This window comes from Paenibacillus pinistramenti (assembly GCF_005869875.1).
GTDB lineage: Bacteria > Bacillota > Bacilli > Paenibacillales > Paenibacillaceae > Fontibacillus > Fontibacillus pinistramenti.
This window is the reverse complement of sequence record NZ_VAWG01000005.1, coordinates 189,786-206,448: the sequence shown is the minus strand read 5'-3', so window position 1 is coordinate 206,448 and position 16,663 is coordinate 189,786. Positions and strand designations below refer to the sequence as shown.

The following is a 16,663-nucleotide window of genomic DNA, read 5'->3' as shown; positions in this document are numbered from 1 at the left end:
GCACATGGCCAGCAGCTCACGCCGCAATTGCCTGCCCCTTCATAACAGCGGCGACAGCATTCTGGCGAACAATTCAAGTCCCTTCTGCCGCTTCGGCCGCTGCAGGAAGCTGGGCAGCAGAACCGGCCTGCATTCCTGCAGATCCTCTTCAAACTGCCGGGACAGCTCTTCTATTGCAAGAGGATCGAAGAGGACCGCCGTCATTTCAAAATTGCTGTAGAAGCTGCGCATATCCAGATTCGCTGAACCGACGGTTGCCAGGAGGCCGTCCACAACCATTACTTTTGCGTGCACAAAGCCCTTGGCATACTGGTAAAACTTTACTCCAGCCCGCAGCAGCTCCTCGAGATAGGACAGGGAAGCCCAGTGAACCAGCCTGCTGTCCGAGTGATACGGAATGATGATCCGGACATCCAGCCCGCTTACGGCAGCCGTCTTTAAGGCTTCATAGACAGCCGCATCCGGAATGAAATAAGGCGTTGTGATCCAGATTCTCCGCTTGGCCACAGCGGCTGCCCCAAAGCACATTTCCTGTATGGTTCTCCAGTCCTGATCGGGCCCGCTGGTCAGAATCTGCACCCGCTCCTGCCCGCGGCAATGATGAGGCGGAAACAAAACTCCAGGGGTGACTTCCCCGCCGCCGGCGAGCTTCCAATCCCCAAGAAAGGTATGCTGCAGAAAATAGACCGCGTCCCCTTCCAGCCTCAGGTGGGTATCGCGCCAATAGCCCATTTTCCTGTGCAGGCCCAGGTAATCATCGCCTACATTCAAGCCGCCCATGAAGCCGACAGTGCCGTCGATCACGATGATCTTCCGGTGGTTCCGGTAATTCACCCGCTTGTCCAGCAGAGCGATGAAAGGCGGCAGAAAATAATGAAATTCTACCCCCGCTTCCCTGATCTCCTGGATGAAGCTGCGTTTGAGCATAAGGCTTCCAAGCCCGTCGCAGAGCACTCTGACCTTAACCCCTTCACGGGCCTTCCGGATCATCAGATCCTTGAACCTGCTGCCGATCATGTCGCTGCGAAAAATATAAAATTCAATATGTATATGCTCCTTTGCCTGCTCCATGGCTTCCAGCATGCTGGCGAAAGTCTCCTCTCCATCCTTGAGCACCCTCGTCGCGTTGCAGCCTGTCATCGGACATTCCCGGAGATGGCTCAGCAGCGCAAACAGCCTTTCCTGTCCGGCAAATTCCGGATTGTTCATGCCGGCGGTATCCTCGATGATTTCGGCCTGCTCCCTTAAACGGGCTTCGATACGCCGAAACAGCGGTGAGCCGCTCAGCCGGATTCTTCTGCGGTTCTGATAATCTTTGGCCACGAAATAATAAAGGAAGAATCCGATAAACGGAACGCAGAACAGGATAAAAAGCCAGGCCACGGTCTTAGGCGGGCTGCGGAACTCCAGTATCAGAATGGTTGCGAGTTGAAAGATAAAAGCTATCAAAATCAATAAAGCCAAAGCAGCGCCACCTCCATCTATTCAGCATTAACCAACCCGCTCTAATCTTATTCGCCCCAGCCTTCCGGCATATGAAATTGACAACTTGGCATGTTTTAAGATTTGCAGGAATACATAATGGATAAGCAAGCTTTGATTCTTGACTCTATCAAGCGCAAGTGAAAGGAGCCATTATGAGAGCTGCAAGAATTCCGCAAGGGTTGACTCTTCTGGTCCTCAGAGAGAGCAAAGTGCCAGTCAAGCAATTGTATGTGCCGAAGCCTGTGCTGGTTTACGTCCCTTTTGCCGCTGTTCTGTCCATTTCAAGCCTCATCATCAGCCTGCATTTAAGGTCGGCTGACCGGATTGCCGGACTTCAGCAGGAGCTGGCCGATCAGCAGCTTGCGATGGAAGCTGTTGTGTCCGATAAAGACGAAGCGCTGCGGAGGCTCCGGAGTCAAGTGGTCAGCCTCGCCGCAGAAACACGGCAGGTTCAGGGCAGGCTTGCCGAGGTCTCCGGGCTGCAGGAGCAGCTGGAATCTTTTTTAGCAGATTCAGGGCTTTCTGAGCCGTCACCCGAGGAAGAGTCCGAAGCTTCCACAGCCTCGCTCAAATCCGCCTCTTTGGGCTGGAGCCCCGGCCTCGCAGCCGGCGGGGAATTCATAGCCGCTTATCAGCTAGAAGCCGGACAGGGAACAGAAGCGCTGCTGGATGAAACGCAGGACGATCTGGAGGCGATTAACGAGCTGATCGACCACATGAAAGCGCAAATACCGGCGCAGCTGGACAAAGCCCAAGCCAGACTTGAAGCCCTCTCCTCCACCCCCTCCTTATGGCCCACTCCTTCACGCAGCTTAACTTCGAGCTTTGGCTACCGCAGCGATCCTTTTACCGGAAAATCAGCCTTCCATGCCGGAATCGATATCGGCGGACATACCGGCGATCCCGTTTATGCGGCGGCAGCCGGAGTTGTCACCTCCGTCCAGCGGGACGGTTCCAGAGGGAATTTTATCGTCATCCAGCACGGCAATAGCCTGGAAACCTGGTATATGCACCTCAGCGCCTCCGTGGTTAAACAGGGGGACAATGTATTGAAAGGCCAGATCATCGGAAAGCTGGGCAATACCGGGAGAAGCACAGGCCCCCATCTGCACTTTCAGGTCATGAAGAGACATGAGCCGGTGAATCCGCTCCCTTATATTCAATAACGGAGATCAATAACGGAGATCATCAGAAACGGAGGTCATCAGAATGAAAATGTCCAAATCAGGCAAAGCAACTTACACCTTGATCGGCCAGGGCAGCGATATCGAAGGCATTCTGCGCAGCGAGTCCGGTGTCCGGATCGAAGGCGTCTTCCGCGGGGAGATCGAAAGCTCCGGCGAGGTCATCATTGGCGCAAGCGGTGAAGCCCACTCCAACATTAAAGGCTCCTCCATCGTTGTGGCAGGCAAAGTGTTTGGCGATGTGGTCACGAACGGACGGCTTACGCTGCTTGAGAACGGCCATATTATCGGCAATATCGACGCCCGCATCCTGGTGATTTCCGAAGGCGGACGGTTAAATGGAGAAACCCGGATGGATACGGCGGCTGCTGCAGACAGCAAAAGCATCTTCGGCAAGAGTTCCGTCCAGACCGGAGCAGAAACCGGATGAATACAGCTCCCGGGGACCCTTTTGCAGCTAAGACAGAGCTCTATAAGAATAAGCTGGATGTGTGAAGATCACCGCTTTGTTTGGGCGGGTGGTCTTTTTTGTTAGTTAGAATTTCCCTCAAATCCGTATATCTAAAAAAAACAAACCTCAAACCTTAAATTCATGCCTTGATGGAAGCGTTTCAAAAAGTAACAATAGAAACATAACAAATCTAGGGGGCATTGAACAATGGGAAACAAACCGCTAAAAACATTGGCTTTAGTTCTGGCAGGCGCCTTGACTCTTGGCCTGGCCGCATGTGGAAACGCTAACAACAACAGCAATTCCGGAGCTGCTTCCTCAAACGGAGGATCCAGCAGCACAGCCAGCGACAAGAAGGTGACCATCACTTTCCAGAACATTCAGCCGGATCCGACAACACCTTCCTACAAAACCCTGCATGATCTGGTAGACAGCTACATGAAAGAGCATCCAAACGTCAAGATCGAGCTGGATACGCTGAATACCGACCAGCAGAAGCTGAAATTGAAGACCCAAGCGGCTTCCAAAGAAGTGCCTGATATTACAATCGTGAACCCGGCCGCCCAAATGCAGCCATTCGTAGACGCCGGCCTTCTGGCTCCGCTGAACGATATGCTCGATCAGAACGGCCTGAAAGATACGTATCAAGCCGGATTGCTGGATAACTATACCTTTGACGGCAATGTCTATGCAGTTCCGGACGGCAACAACATCGAGGTTGTCTACTACAATAAAGATCTGTTCCAGCAAGCCGGAATCTCGCAGGTTCCAACAACGTTTGACGAGCTGCTGGCAGACGTGAAAGCGCTCAAAGCCAAAGGCATTACGCCAATCGCGATCGGTGAGAAGGATACCTGGACCGGCTCCTTCCTGTTCATGAACATCCTGCTCCGCACAAACGGCGGCCCTGGCTTCCTGAAAGACGTAGTAGACGGCAAGAGAACGTTTGAAGATCCTGCCTTCGTCGAAGCTGTTGACCGCTTCCAGGATCTGGTGCAGGCTGGCGCGTTCCCTGAAGGTGCAACTTCCATTGACGCCAACGCAGGCGGCAACCTGTTCAAGACCGGTCAAGCAGCCATGTTCATTATCGGTACTTGGGAGACCGGCGCAATCGACTCTTCCTCCGTGGGCAGCCAAGTCGGCGCATTCCGCTTCCCTACGGTCGACGGCAAAGGCGATCTGAACGAGTTCATGCTGGCTCCAGGCAGCGCGTTCGCCGTATCCGCCAACAGTGAACACCTGCAAGAAACCAAAGATTTCCTGAACTACTTCGCTGTTAATTATCCTAAGAAACAATTCGAATACAAGAATGCTGTAGGCTTGGGCCAAAAGGTTGACGGCGACTTGAAATCCGCTGGTTATTCCGATCTGGCAATGGAAGTAGCTTCCATGTTTAACGACATCAAAGGCGGCGACCTGTCCTTCGATAACACGATGAACCCAGCCGTTTCCCAGGCTCACCTCAGCAGCATCCAAAACCTGTTTGTCCAAAAAGTTGACTCTGCAACTGTTGCTAAAGAGCATCAAACCGCATTTGAAGCCAACAAATAAGACGGCTTACGAAGGGATGCGAAGAAGCCGATAAAGCTCCTTCGCATCCTGCTTTTTCCAATAAATATATAAAGGGAGGCTGAGAAACCATGAATGTATTGAAAGTCCCGGCCCGTACAATTGCCGTGTTTGTGCTTCCATGCTTGCTTCTGTACGTCGTCCTCGTGTTTGTGCCTATTCTCGTATCCTTCTATACCGGCCTTCTGAACTGGGACGGTATTACTACAGCTAAATTTATAGGTTTTGACAACTTCAAAACGATGTTCTTCCACGATCCCGTATTTTGGCCGTCCGTTCGGCGGACCCTGCTGTACGCGGTAGCGTCCATGCTGGAAATTCCTTTGTGTCTGTTTATGGCAATCCTGCTTAACCGTTTCATCAAGAGAAGAGCCAATACGCTCGTCTCCATTTATTTCGTTCCGGTTATTCTGTCGGTCGTTATCATCGGCCAGCTCTGGAAAACGATCTATAACCCCGCCTCGATGGGCGGCATGCTGAACGGCATTCTCATCTCCCTCGGCCTCGACAGCTGGCAGCACGGCTGGCTGACCGAACCCAAAATCGCCATGTACTTCGTCTATATCATTTCGCTCTGGCAGTATTTCGGTTATCACCTTCTGATCCAGTTCACTGGCGTTCAGAACCTGCCGGAGGAAGTTTACGAGGCGGCCAGAATCGACGGCGCAGAAGGCTTTAAAGCAGACCGTTACATTACTTTGCCGCTGATTGTACCTATCCTGAAAATTTCGATCGTGCTTGCGTTTATCGGCTCCCTTCAGTCCTTCGATATGGTTATGGTTGTCACAGGCGGCGGGCCTGCGCATGCTACGGACGTGATTTCGACACTGATGTACAACAACTCTTTCCTGTCCCTGAAATATGGTTACGGCAGTGCAATCGCAACCTTCCTCGTTCTCGTTTGCCTGATCTGCACCTTCTTCATTAACTTTATTTTTGGCCGCGTAGAGAAAAAAGTAGGATAAGGAGAGGAGAACACGATATGAAATATGCAAAAAAAGGACTCGTGTATCTTCTGTTCGCGATTCCGGTCATTACCCAATTGTACCCGCTGCTGTGGCTGTTTCTGTATTCCCTGAAGACGAACGAAGAAATTTTGAGCGGAAGCTTCTTCTCCCTGCCTAAGCATTTTCAGTGGGCCAACTACAAAGAGGCCTATGAGAACGGGCATTATGTGCGGTACCTCAGCAACAGCGTATTAGTGACTGCAGTGACCATGATCTTCGTGATTCTGCTGGCCTCCATGGTCGCTTACGCAGTCTCCCGCTTCCGCTGGAGATACGGCAATGTGGTCATGCTGGTCTTCTTGATGGGCATGATGATTCCAATGCAGGCAACACTGCTGCCCTTGATGCTGATCTTTAAAAATCTCAAGACCGGCTCCTTCCATGTCCTGGATTCGCCGCTCTCCCTGATTCTGCCTTATATCGCCTTCCAGCTGCCGATCGCGATCTTCATTCTGTCCGGCTTCATGAGAAGCATTCCGGGAGAAATTGAAGAGTCCGCTTTCGTGGACGGCGCAAGCATTTACCGGATTTTCCGCAGCATTATTCTTCCGGTTTCGGCTCCGCCGATGATGACGGTCTGTATCCTTACTTTCATCAACATCTGGAACGAATATATTATGGCTGCCACCTTTATTTCTTCCGAGAAATGGAAAACACTCCCATTTGGCGTATACTCATTCGTCAGCCAATATTCAGTCAATTACGGCGATATCGGCGCCTTCCTGATTATGGGCGCACTGCCGGTTATCATCATCTATTTCATCTTGTCCGAGCGCATTACCAAAGGGATGGTCGCTGGTGCGGTTAAAGGCTAGGCGAAATTGACAAAGTGGTTTGTTTTTCCACTCATCCGCTTTATAATAGAACAGCAGAACACCATGACGGGAGGATTAATTCCTTGAGGAGAGGCATTCATTCCATACACCATCGGTTGTTTCTGCTGTTTTTATTTTGTATGTCAGGCCTTCTCTTGATTGTCAGCCTGCTCTACTACAACAGGACAACCTCACAGGTTCATCAGAAGATCAGCGATTTATCCACGAAGAACGTTTCCCAGACCGTCGGGCTGTTCGACCTGCTGTATAAAGGCTATGACAGCTTGTCCAAGACGCTCAGCAACAACTTCGACCTGGTCCGGGTGCTGAGTGAAACGACGGATGAACCGGCAATTCAGTACATTAATGAACGGTCGATCACCAACATCATCGGCGCGGTATTCTATTCCCGTGATGATCTGATCGGCATCCATGTCCTTACCAACAAAGGCAACATCTATAATTACGGCAACTACTTCAATATTGTGGATCCGGATTACCAGTCCCAGGATTGGTACCAGCAGCTGATGCAGTCCTCCGGGAGGCTTATGCTGCTCGGCGTATTCCCCCACTCCCTGATTGACCAGAATGAGAGCCGCCCAGTCTTCGCTTTCGGGAGGCAGATTTATAATCTGGATGAACACAAGCCGATCGGCGTCGTCCTTTACGAGACCGATCCCCAGGCAATTCTGTCCGCTTTGGACAATCTGAAATTAAGCGAGCATAGTCAGGTCTACCTGATTTCCCAGGATGACCGTGTTATTTTCTCAACCGATACGTCAGGTAATCCAGCACCAAAGCTGTCCGGCCTGGCCGATTCCCAGGATGTCGCTGTGCGGCAGGATAAGCAGAATTTGACCGTCGCCTCCAGACTTCCCTTATCGGAATGGTATGTGGCCAGCGTAACCCCGAACCGGGATTTGAATGTCGAAATGGTCCAGATGCAGCGTTATCTGCTGATTGTCATCTCAATCTTGATTATCGTATCCGCCCTGATTGCCTCTATGGTATCAAGGACCATCTCCCAGCCGATCATCCGGCTGATCCGCGAAATGAAGCAGGTGGAGATCGGGAACTTCCGCGGGGAAGTGAACGTCACTTCTTATATGGAGATCAATATTCTGGTGGCTTCCTTTAACCGGATGGTTCACCGGATCGAGGAATTAATCGAACGGGTCAAGCTTTCTTCCGTCAGTGAGAAAAATGCCGAGCTGCAGGCCCTTCAGTCCCAGGTGAACCCGCACTTTTTATATAATACGCTGGATATGATTTATTGGATGCTGGATGAGAAGGAAGAAGACGACCTGGGAGAAGTCGTTCTCTCTTTGTCCCATATGTTCCGCTACAGCAGCCACTGGGAAGCAGAGGCCAAAGTAACGCTGCGCGAGGAGCTGGAGCAGATCCAGCATTATCTGAATATTATCAAGATGCGCCTGGAAGGCCGGCTTCAGGTGGAGGTTCAGATCGAAGAACGGCTGCTGGAGATCCGGCTGCCCAAAATGACGCTTCAACCCGTTATTGAAAACGCTGTTAAATACGGGCTCGAGGCGCTCGACCGCCCCGGCCTGCTGATTGTTTATACACGCGAGCAGGAGCGCACCTTTGAAATTATTATCCAGGATAATGGAAAAGGCATGGAGCCATCGACGCTTGAACGTCTCTCCCGTTCCTTGAACGGCCAGCAGGAGGCGGAGAGCGGGACCAAAGGCGGCATTGGCCTGATTAACCTGCACCGCAGGCTGAAAAATATGTTTGGAGCCGACGGCGGCTTGCACATCCAAAGCATCCCAGGCTTGGGAACCACGGTCATCATCCGGCTGCCGCAGCCTGAAGAAGGAGGAACTAGCTCGTGAATATACTGATTGCAGATGATGAACGTGCGATCCGGGAAGGCATTAAACGAACCATTCTGCAGGCCTTTCCGGAGCATGCTGTCGACGTCGCCGAAACAACAGCAGAAGCGGCGGAGCTGCTGGGCAGCAAGCGCTTCGACCTTGTACTGACCGACATTTTGATGCCGGGCATCAGCGGACTGGAATTTATGCGGATGTCCAAACACCGCTACCCCTTCGTAAAGTGGGTCGTCATCTCTGCCCATAATGAGTTCTCATACGCTCAGGAAGCCGTCCGGCTCGGGGCCCGTGACTATCTGCTCAAGCCGATTGGCAAGAAGCGGTTAGCCGAGCTGATCGGCGAGCTTGAAGAGGAAATCCGCCAGGAGAAATCCCTCTTCCGGGAAGAAGAGCTGCTTAAGTCCAACCTCAAGTACCTTCGCGAAGGCGTGTTTCAGCGTCTGGCCTCCGGACTGGACACCGGTAATCTCAGCCTCGAGCCCTTTATCGAGGATTACCCCCGCTTTCATTTAATTCTTGTCCAGCTGGATGCCGGCGAACGAAACGCTAACCTGGAGCATTTTATAATGGAAAATGTTCTCTCCGAACTCATCGACCGCTGCGGCGGCGGATTTGTGGTCAGCTATGACCGGCAAAGCGTGCTGGGACTGTTTAAGCCTGCCAGTCCAGCCAAGCTGGAGCAGCTTCAGCAGCAGCTCAAAGAGCATATGAACCATTATCTGCGGGTTCCTTATCAAATTAGGGTGTCCGGCGAAAGCAATGACATCCGGTCCGTTCCGCAGATGATCAGCGGCATGCGCAAGCCATCTCCGGTGAAGCTGACAGAACCGGCCAAGGGAACTGGCGAAACAGCGATTGACATCGCCTTGGACTACATCAATGAACATTATAACGAAGACCTTTCCCTGGAGCGCGTCGCCTCCGTTGTATTTCTGAATCCGGTGTACTTCAGCCAGCTCTTTAAGCAGAAGACCGGCCAGGGCTATAAGGAATACGTCATTTCACTGAGACTGGAGCATGCCAAGAAGCTTCTGCAGAACCCCAGCTTCAGGCTGGCGGAAATCGCCGAGCAGATCGGCTACCAGGACATGCGGCATTTCACCCAGGTGTTCCGCAAGAAATTCGGGCTGACCCCGACCGAATACCGGATGCAGCAGGAAAGCACCGTGAAATAGGTACGGCGGGCGCCGCCCGAATGCAGCTCTAGTGCGGCACGATGCCGACCATATGCGGCTCTAATCGGCTTGAGTGCCGATAAACATGCAGAAACCCGCGCCTCCGGAAGGAGGCTGCGGGTTTCTTTCTTTTTTTCCCACGAATCAATCAAGGGTTATGCCGCCACATCTCTCTTCATAAATACGACCCAGGAAATGGCCAGAAAGACCAGTACATATACGGCCAGCATGGTGATGGAGAATCCCATCGTCATCCCTGCCTGACCGCCCCCCATCATATATTGGCTTAAATCCATATTGGTGAACAGGACGTATTTCGCCCACGGATACAGCTCGGGATTCAGCAGGGCCTGAAAAATGTTGCGCGCAAACAGGATAAAGATCGACAAACCGATCGAGATGCCGCTGCTGCGGAAAAGAGTGGACAGCATAAACGCGATGACACAGATGACAAGCAGGTCCACGTACTGATACAGCATCTGCTCCATGGCATAAGAGAACGCCGTGTAATCCGCCGGATACTCATTGACGGACCGTCCGTGGAATAAAGCAAAGGATAAGATGAAATCTACGGCAAGGAACAAAATCGTCGAGATCAGAGAGAACAGAATGCCTGCTAGCAGCTTGGACAGCAGAATTTTGCTTCGCTTCCAGGGGCGGATCAGCAGAAGCTTGATGGTTCCCCATCCGAACTCGGAAGCTACAATGTCGGCGAAGATCACAGAGGCGAATACAGACACCAGCATATAGATAATTGTTATATTGGAAAACATATCCCAAGCTCCAGGGTCATCTGTCACGCTAACTTTCACCAATACGGCAAACAGTGCCGGTATCGCCACAATGAGTCCCAGCATAACCCAGGTACGGATACGCCGGTAAATCTTCATATTCTCGTTCTGCAGAAGCAGCAGAAAATTACCCAATTTGCCCGCCCCCTCTTCCTGTCATTTCAAAGAATTGATCCTCCAGCGAACGGGTCAGCACCGTAATGCTGTACACCCGGATTCCGCCTGCGGCAAGCCGGGCATTCAGGTCGGCCGTTTCCTCCCGGTCTACGGCAACGATGAGCTTCGATCCGTCAATGGTGCCGCTGCCTGCAAGGGCGGCTGCTTCCAGCGGCTTATCCACTTCAAAGGCCGTTTCCCGTCTGCCTGCCTCTGCGCTTCCACGCAGGTCTTTGACGTCAACCAGCCTGCCCTGCTTGATTACCGCAACCGTGTCGCACATCAGCTCCATCTCGGACAGCAGGTGGCTGGAGACAAATACGGTGGTCCCTTCCTGATGGGCCAGCTCCTGCAGATAATCGCGCAGCTCGCGGATGCCCTGCGGGTCCAGACCGTTCGTCGGCTCGTCAAGCACGAGCAGCTTCGGCCGGTGAAGAATGGCCTGGGCTACGCCAAGCCGCTGGCGCATACCGAGGGAATACGTCTTCACCTTCTCATGAATCCGGTTGGTTAAGCCTACCCGGGCAACGGCTTCATCAATCCGGGCTCTGGTGATGCCCGGGGTCATCCGGGCGTAGTGCAGCAGATTCTGATAGCCGGTCAGAAACTTGTACATTTCCGGGTTCTCAACAATGGCGCCAATTTGTCTCATTGCGCCCTCGAAATCGGTTTTGACGCTGGACTGGCCTATGTAAATATCTCCCTCGCTGATTGACATCAGGCCTACCATCATGCGGATTGTGGTCGTTTTGCCGGCACCGTTCGGTCCGAGAAATCCAAATACCCGGCCCGGCGGAATTTCCAGATTGAGCTTGTCAATCAAGGTTTTGCTGCCGATTTTCTTCGTGACGTTAATCATCCGAACAACCGGCTCCTGGCTTGTCATGGGGCACGCTCCTCCTCTTAATGACTGCATTACCGCTAAATTCAGGCAGTAATTTCCTTAATTGTATCACATCCGGCAGTTCCTCTCTCTCCAAAAAAGAAAAGGACGGCTCAAGGCAGCATTGCCTTAAACCGTCCTTCCTATATAAGCGTCAATCGTCGATATAGCTTCAATCTTATTATCGTTAGTTTCCGGCTCTCGCCATTTCACGCATGTTGGCTTCAAATGCGGCCAGAAGCGCTTCTTCACCCTGCAGGCCGTTATCCTGAACTTTGCGGATCTGCTCAAGCATCCGTTTGTAATCCTTAGGAATGACGCGGACAAATAACGGAAGCGATTCAGACCAGGAATCCAGAATCCGGCGGCCGGCCTTGCTGTCTGTGTAGAGCACATGGCGGCTGATCAGCTTCCGCAGCTGGTCCTGCTCGTCAGAGTCCTCAACCCGCTCCAGCAGCACCATTTCCAGGTTGCAGCGTTTGACAAAAGTGCCTTCCGGATCATATACGTAAGCGATACCGCCGGACATGCCCGCCGCAAAGTTGCGTCCGGTTCCGCCCAGCACGACTACCCGCCCGCCGGTCATATATTCGCAGCCATGGTCGCCTACGCCTTCAACAACGATATTGGCACCGGAGTTCCGGACGGCGAAACGTTCGCCGGCAATACCGTTGATGTAGCCTTCACCGCCAGTTGCCCCATAGAACGAGGTGTTGCCCGCGATGATATTCTCTTCCGGCGCAAAGGTTGCTTTCGGAGACGGCTTGACGATCAGCTTGCCGCCGGACAATCCTTTACCCGTATAGTCGTTGGCATCCCCTTCAACGGAAAGGGTCATACCGCGCGGTACAAACCCGCCGAAGCTCTGTCCTGCCGATCCTTCGAAATGGAAGCTGATCGTATCTTCAGGCAGGCCGGCAGCGCCGTATTTGCGCGTCACTTCACTGCCAAGCAGCGTGCCGGTTGCGCGGTCCACGTTCGTGATCGGGAACCGGGCGCTTACGGCTTCGCCGCGCTCCAGAGCCGGAGCGGCAGCCTTCAGCAGCTGTTTGTAATCCAGCGTTTCTTCAATGCCGTGGTTCTGCTGACGCGTGCAGTAGCGGGCAGCGTCTGCCGGAATTTCCGGCATATGGAGCAGACCGGACAGGTCGACGCCTTTCTTCTTCCAATGCTCAACCGCTTCATTGGTTTCCAGGCAGTCGGTGCGTCCGATCATTTCATTCAGGCTGCGGAATCCGAGCTCCGACATCCATTCCCGGAAATCCTCTGCAACAAAGGTCATGAAGTTGACGACATGCTGCGGATCGCCGGTAAAGTTCTTGCGCAGCTCCGGATTTTGGGTCGCTACGCCAACCGGACAAGTATCCAAATGACAGACACGCATCATAATACAGCCTACCGCAATCAGCGGTGCAGTGGAGAAGCCGTATTCCTCGGCTCCAAGCAGTGCAGCAACAGCCAAATCGCGGCCGTTAAGCATTTTGCCGTCCGTCTCCAGAACAACGCGGTCACGCAGCTTATTCATCATCAGCGTCTGATGCGTTTCGGCAAGCCCAAGCTCCCACGGAAGTCCTGCATGACGAATGGAGCTCTGAGGAGAAGCACCTGTACCGCCATCGTAACCGCTGACCAGAATCACGTCTGCGCGGCCTTTGGCCACGCCTGCCGCGATCGTGCCGACTCCGGCTTCCGATACCAGCTTCACGTTAATACGCGCTCTGGCATTGGCATTCTTCATATCGTAGATCAGCTGGGCCAGATCCTCAATCGAATAGATGTCATGATGCGGCGGCGGTGAAATCAATCCCACGCCCGGCGTGGAGCCGCGCACCTCGGCAACCCAAGGGTATACCTTACGGCCAGGCAGCTGTCCGCCTTCACCCGGTTTCGCGCCCTGCGCCATCTTAATCTGAATTTCATCCGCGTTCACGAGGTAATGTGAAGTTACGCCGAACCGGCCGGAAGCGATCTGCTTGATCGCGCTTCGGCGGGAATCGCCGTTAGCGTCCGGAATGTAGCGCGCCGGATCCTCGCCGCCCTCACCCGTATTGCTCTTGCCGCCGATGCGGTTCATGCCGATCGCAATCGTCTCGTGCGCTTCCTTGCTGATGGAACCGAACGACATGGCTCCCGTCTTGAAACGCTTCATAATCGAGGCTGCCGACTCTACTTCTTCCAGCGGCACTTTCGGACCCACCGGCTTCAGCTTCAGCAGGGAACGCAGAGTCAGATGACGCTCGTTCTCCCCTTCGACCGCTTTGGCGAATTTCTTGTACAGCTGGTAATCGCCCGTGCGGACCGCCTGCTGCAGAAGATGTACCGTCTGCGGCGTGAAGAGATGCTCTTCACCGTCAGCTCTCCATTGGTAATCGCCGCCTGTATCCAGCACTTCATCGCGTCCGCTTTGATCCGTGTAAGCGCGGTAATGCATGGACAGGTTCTCCATCGCCACTTCTTCAATCCCGATACCGCCAATCCGCGACGGTGTCCAGGTGAAGTATTGGTCTACGAAATCCTGCTTCAAGCCGACCGCTTCAAAAATCTGCGCGCCGCGGTAGGATTGGATCGTCGAAATCCCCATCTTGGACAAGGTTTTGATAACGCCTTTGGTTGCGGCTTTAATATAATTCTTGATTGCTTTATCGAGCGAAAGGCCGGTAAGCATGCCCTGCTTGATCATATCGCGGAGCGTTTCAAACGCCAGGTACGGATTGACCGCACTTACGCCATAGCCGAGCAGCAGCGCAAAATGATGCACCTCACGCGGTTCGCCGGATTCCAGCAGCAGGGTAACCTTCGTACGCGTCTCCCGTTTGATCAGGTGGTGATGCAGGCTTGAAACGGCCAGCAGCGATGGAATCGCTGCGTTCTCCGCATCTACGCCTCTGTCAGACAGGATCAGAACGTTGTGGCCTTTATCAATAACCCGGTCTGCAGCCTCGCACAGTGTTGCAATGGCCTCGCGAAGCCCTTCTGCACCTTCAGCAGCCGGGAATAAAATCGGAATGGTCATGGCGCGGAAGCCAGGACGGTGGACGTGCCGAAGCTTCGCGAACTCTTCATTGGACAGAATCGGCGACTCCAGACGAATCTGTCTGCAGCTTTCCGGTTCCGGATTCAGCAGATTGCGTTCAGGGCCAACCGTCGTCCAGGTAGAGGTAACCAGCTCCTCGCGGATCGCGTCGATCGGCGGGTTCGTCACCTGGGCGAACATCTGCTTAAAGTAGTTGAACAACCGCTGCGGACGGTCAGACAATACGGCGATTGGAGCATCATATCCCATCGAAGCAATCGCTTCCTGTCCCGTCAGCGCCATTGGCTCCAGCACCTTGCGCAGCTCTTCAAACGTATAGCCGAAAGCAAGCTGCTGCTGGGTCACATTATCATGATTCGGCTCCGGCAGGGCCGGTGCTTCCGGAAGCTCTTCCAGCGTAATGAGGTGCTCATCCAGCCATTCGCGGTACGGACGCTCCGCCGCAATCTGGCTCTTCACTTCCTCATCGGAGATGATCCGGCCTTCCTTCGTATCCACCAGCAGCATCCGTCCAGGACGCAGACGGTCCTTCAAGCGGACATTTTCCGGCGGGATATCAAGAACCCCTGCTTCGGAGGATAATACGATCAAATCATCATTCGTTACATAGTAACGGGAAGGACGCAGACCGTTCCGGTCAAGGATCGCGCCAATCTGAATCCCGTCGGTGAAGCCCATGGCGGCAGGTCCGTCCCAAGGCTCCATCAGCGTGCTGTGATATTCATAGAAAGCTTTCTTGTCGTCTGACATGCTTTCGTGATTGTTCCATGGCTCAGGCACCATCATCATTGCCACGTGCGGAAGCGGACGTCCGGACAGGTACAGGAACTCAAACGTGTTATCAAACATGCCGGTATCAGAACCGTCCGGATTGATGACAGGCTTCACCTTCTCCAGGTCATCGCCAAACACATCGCTTTGGAACAGGGATTGGCGGGCACGCATCCAGTTCACATTGCCGCGCAGCGTATTGATCTCCCCGTTATGAATCATGAAGCGGTATGGATGCGCACGTTCCCAGCTCGGGAAGGTGTTGGTGCTGAAGCGGGAGTGAACCAGCGCAATTGCCGACTCCAGCCGCTCATCCTTAAGATCCAGGTAGAACTCGCCGACCTGCTCCGTTGTCAGCATGCCTTTATAAACGATTTTGCGGCAGGATAAGCTCGGCATGTAGAACTGGTCGCCATGCTCTGCGCCTCCGTACCGGATGTCCAGCTCCGCTCTGCGCCGGATGACATAAAGCTTGCGTTCAAAATCAATATCCTGCTTGAGACCTTCACTGCGCTTGATAAAAATCTGCCGCACGAACGGTTTAGCAGCCTTGGCCGTCTGGCCCAGCATTTCATCATGGGTAGGCACGGTACGGAAACCGAGCAGCTCCTGACCTTCTTCCTTCACGATCTCGGCAAGGCGGTTCTCCTGCTTCAGGCGGACTTCTTCATCATGAGGGAGAAAAATCATCCCTGCTCCGTATTGTCCCGGCTCAGGAAGATGGAAGCCCAGCGCTTCGCATTCTTCAGCGAAGAAACGGTGCGGAATCTGCAGCAAAATGCCTGCTCCGTCGCCGGAGTTCGGCTCACTGCCTTGACCGCCGCGGTGCTCCATGGCGATCAGCATCGTCAGCGCCTTGCTGACGATATCGTGGGATGGGCGCCCCTTAATATGGGCCACAAACCCCATGCCGCAGGCGTCTTTTTCAAATGTCGGATCGTACAGACCCTGTTTAGCGGGAATGTCAGTATGTTTCATTCTCATGCAACCTTTCTGTACGTTATTTCTTTCAATCCAAGAAAGCCAAATCTATTTGAATCAAAGAGGGTTAACGGCATCCAGCAAGAATGTAACTTGCATAAATATTCAATCAAGAATCCCTATTAGTTTTAATATTTTAGCACTGCAAAGCTTAAGAGGATAATACAAACTTTTTATGATGGTAAAAAGTTTTTTTATGACCCGCAATGGAAGTTATTCCCCCGAATCTTGCACACGTTAAAATAAATGACATCGATAGCTGAATGTTTTGACTTTTTTATACATTTAGCTTGAATATTTATGCAATTTATACAACTCTCTTTCTCTATCGAGCATAACCTGACATGAATTTGCCGTTTATTTCGATTTACCACAATAATTACCTTAATTTTGATGTAATATATGTTAAGTTAATTAACATAAATAAAACATAATGACAGCGCTTTAATTATTTGTCCATCCTGAAGCCAAAGAAATTATTTTATTATATTCAGCTATTTACCAAATG

The 16,663-nt window shown here is 52.6% G+C and carries 11 protein-coding genes; 7 read left to right on the top strand and 4 right to left on the bottom strand.

The genetic code is table 11. The features are described 5' to 3' along the window. Window positions 1–39: 39 nt before the first annotated feature. Window positions 40–1,464: a cardiolipin synthase gene (gene cls / locus FCN15_RS09175; protein WP_138494705.1), complete on the bottom strand. Its 1,425-nt coding sequence runs from the start codon at window positions 1,462–1,464 to the stop codon at window positions 40–42. A gap of 173 nt (window positions 1,465–1,637) precedes the next feature. On the opposite strand from cls, the gene FCN15_RS09170 reads away from it, so the two are divergent. The 7 genes from FCN15_RS09170 to FCN15_RS09140 all read left to right on the top strand — a co-directional run bounded on the left by FCN15_RS09170 (window position 1,638) and on the right by FCN15_RS09140 (window position 9,539). Then, complete coding sequence (locus FCN15_RS09170; protein WP_138494704.1) at window positions 1,638–2,651, top strand: M23 family metallopeptidase; 1,014 nt, start codon at window positions 1,638–1,640, stop codon at window positions 2,649–2,651. Between the two features lie 43 nt (window positions 2,652–2,694). Further along, window positions 2,695–3,099, top strand: a complete 405-nt coding sequence (locus FCN15_RS09165; RefSeq protein ID WP_138494703.1) for a bactofilin family protein — start codon at window positions 2,695–2,697, stop codon at window positions 3,097–3,099. A gap of 228 nt (window positions 3,100–3,327) precedes the next feature. Continuing rightward, entirely contained in the window at window positions 3,328–4,671 is a 1,344-nt protein-coding gene (locus FCN15_RS09160; protein WP_138494702.1) for an extracellular solute-binding protein, read from the top strand. 89 nt (window positions 4,672–4,760) lie between these two features. Then, window positions 4,761–5,654: a carbohydrate ABC transporter permease gene (locus FCN15_RS09155; RefSeq protein WP_138494701.1), complete on the top strand. Its 894-nt coding sequence runs from the start codon at window positions 4,761–4,763 to the stop codon at window positions 5,652–5,654. 17 nt (window positions 5,655–5,671) lie between these two features. Next, window positions 5,672–6,511 (top strand): carbohydrate ABC transporter permease, encoded by an 840-nt coding sequence (locus tag FCN15_RS09150; protein ID WP_138494700.1) that lies wholly within the window; start codon window positions 5,672–5,674, stop codon window positions 6,509–6,511. A gap of 140 nt (window positions 6,512–6,651) precedes the next feature. After that, a complete protein-coding gene (locus FCN15_RS09145; protein WP_203232113.1) occupies window positions 6,652–8,364 on the top strand; it encodes a sensor histidine kinase in 1,713 nt (570 codons plus the stop codon). After that, on the top strand, window positions 8,361–9,539 hold the full coding sequence (locus FCN15_RS09140) for a response regulator transcription factor (protein WP_138494698.1): 1,179 nt from the start codon (window positions 8,361–8,363) through the stop codon (window positions 9,537–9,539). The genes FCN15_RS09145 and FCN15_RS09140 overlap by 4 nt, the downstream gene beginning before the upstream one ends. A 155-nt stretch (window positions 9,540–9,694) precedes the next feature. Here FCN15_RS09140 and FCN15_RS09135 read toward each other — a convergent pair whose 3' ends face one another. From FCN15_RS09135 to gltB, 3 genes are all read right to left on the bottom strand, one after another. Then, window positions 9,695–10,465: an ABC transporter permease gene (locus tag FCN15_RS09135; RefSeq protein ID WP_138494697.1), complete on the bottom strand. Its 771-nt coding sequence runs from the start codon at window positions 10,463–10,465 to the stop codon at window positions 9,695–9,697. Next, window positions 10,458–11,372 (bottom strand): ABC transporter ATP-binding protein, encoded by a 915-nt coding sequence (locus tag FCN15_RS09130; RefSeq protein ID WP_138494696.1) that lies wholly within the window; start codon window positions 11,370–11,372, stop codon window positions 10,458–10,460. Before FCN15_RS09130 ends, FCN15_RS09135 begins: the two co-directional genes overlap by 8 nt. A 184-nt stretch (window positions 11,373–11,556) precedes the next feature. After that, complete coding sequence (gltB, locus tag FCN15_RS09125; protein ID WP_138494695.1) at window positions 11,557–16,152, bottom strand: glutamate synthase large subunit; 4,596 nt, start codon at window positions 16,150–16,152, stop codon at window positions 11,557–11,559. Window positions 16,153–16,663: the final 511 nt, after the last annotated feature.

Bases quoted from the DNA above. Each gene is read 5' to 3' on its own strand.
- FCN15_RS09170 (WP_138494704.1), top strand. From the start codon at position 1,638: ATGAGAGCTGCAAGAATTCCGCAAGGGTTGACTCTTCTGGTCCTCAGA.
- FCN15_RS09165 (WP_138494703.1), top strand. From the start codon at position 2,695: ATGAAAATGTCCAAATCAGGCAAAGCAACTTACACCTTGATCGGCCAG.
- FCN15_RS09160 (WP_138494702.1), top strand. From the start codon at position 3,328: ATGGGAAACAAACCGCTAAAAACATTGGCTTTAGTTCTGGCAGGCGCC.
- FCN15_RS09155 (WP_138494701.1), top strand. From the start codon at position 4,761: ATGAATGTATTGAAAGTCCCGGCCCGTACAATTGCCGTGTTTGTGCTT.
- FCN15_RS09150 (WP_138494700.1), top strand. From the start codon at position 5,672: ATGAAATATGCAAAAAAAGGACTCGTGTATCTTCTGTTCGCGATTCCG.
- FCN15_RS09145 (WP_203232113.1), top strand. From the start codon at position 6,652: ATGTCAGGCCTTCTCTTGATTGTCAGCCTGCTCTACTACAACAGGACA.
- FCN15_RS09130 (WP_138494696.1), bottom strand. From the start codon at position 11,372: ATGACAAGCCAGGAGCCGGTTGTTCGGATGATTAACGTCACGAAGAAA.
- gltB (WP_138494695.1), bottom strand. From the start codon at position 16,152: ATGAAACATACTGACATTCCCGCTAAACAGGGTCTGTACGATCCGACA.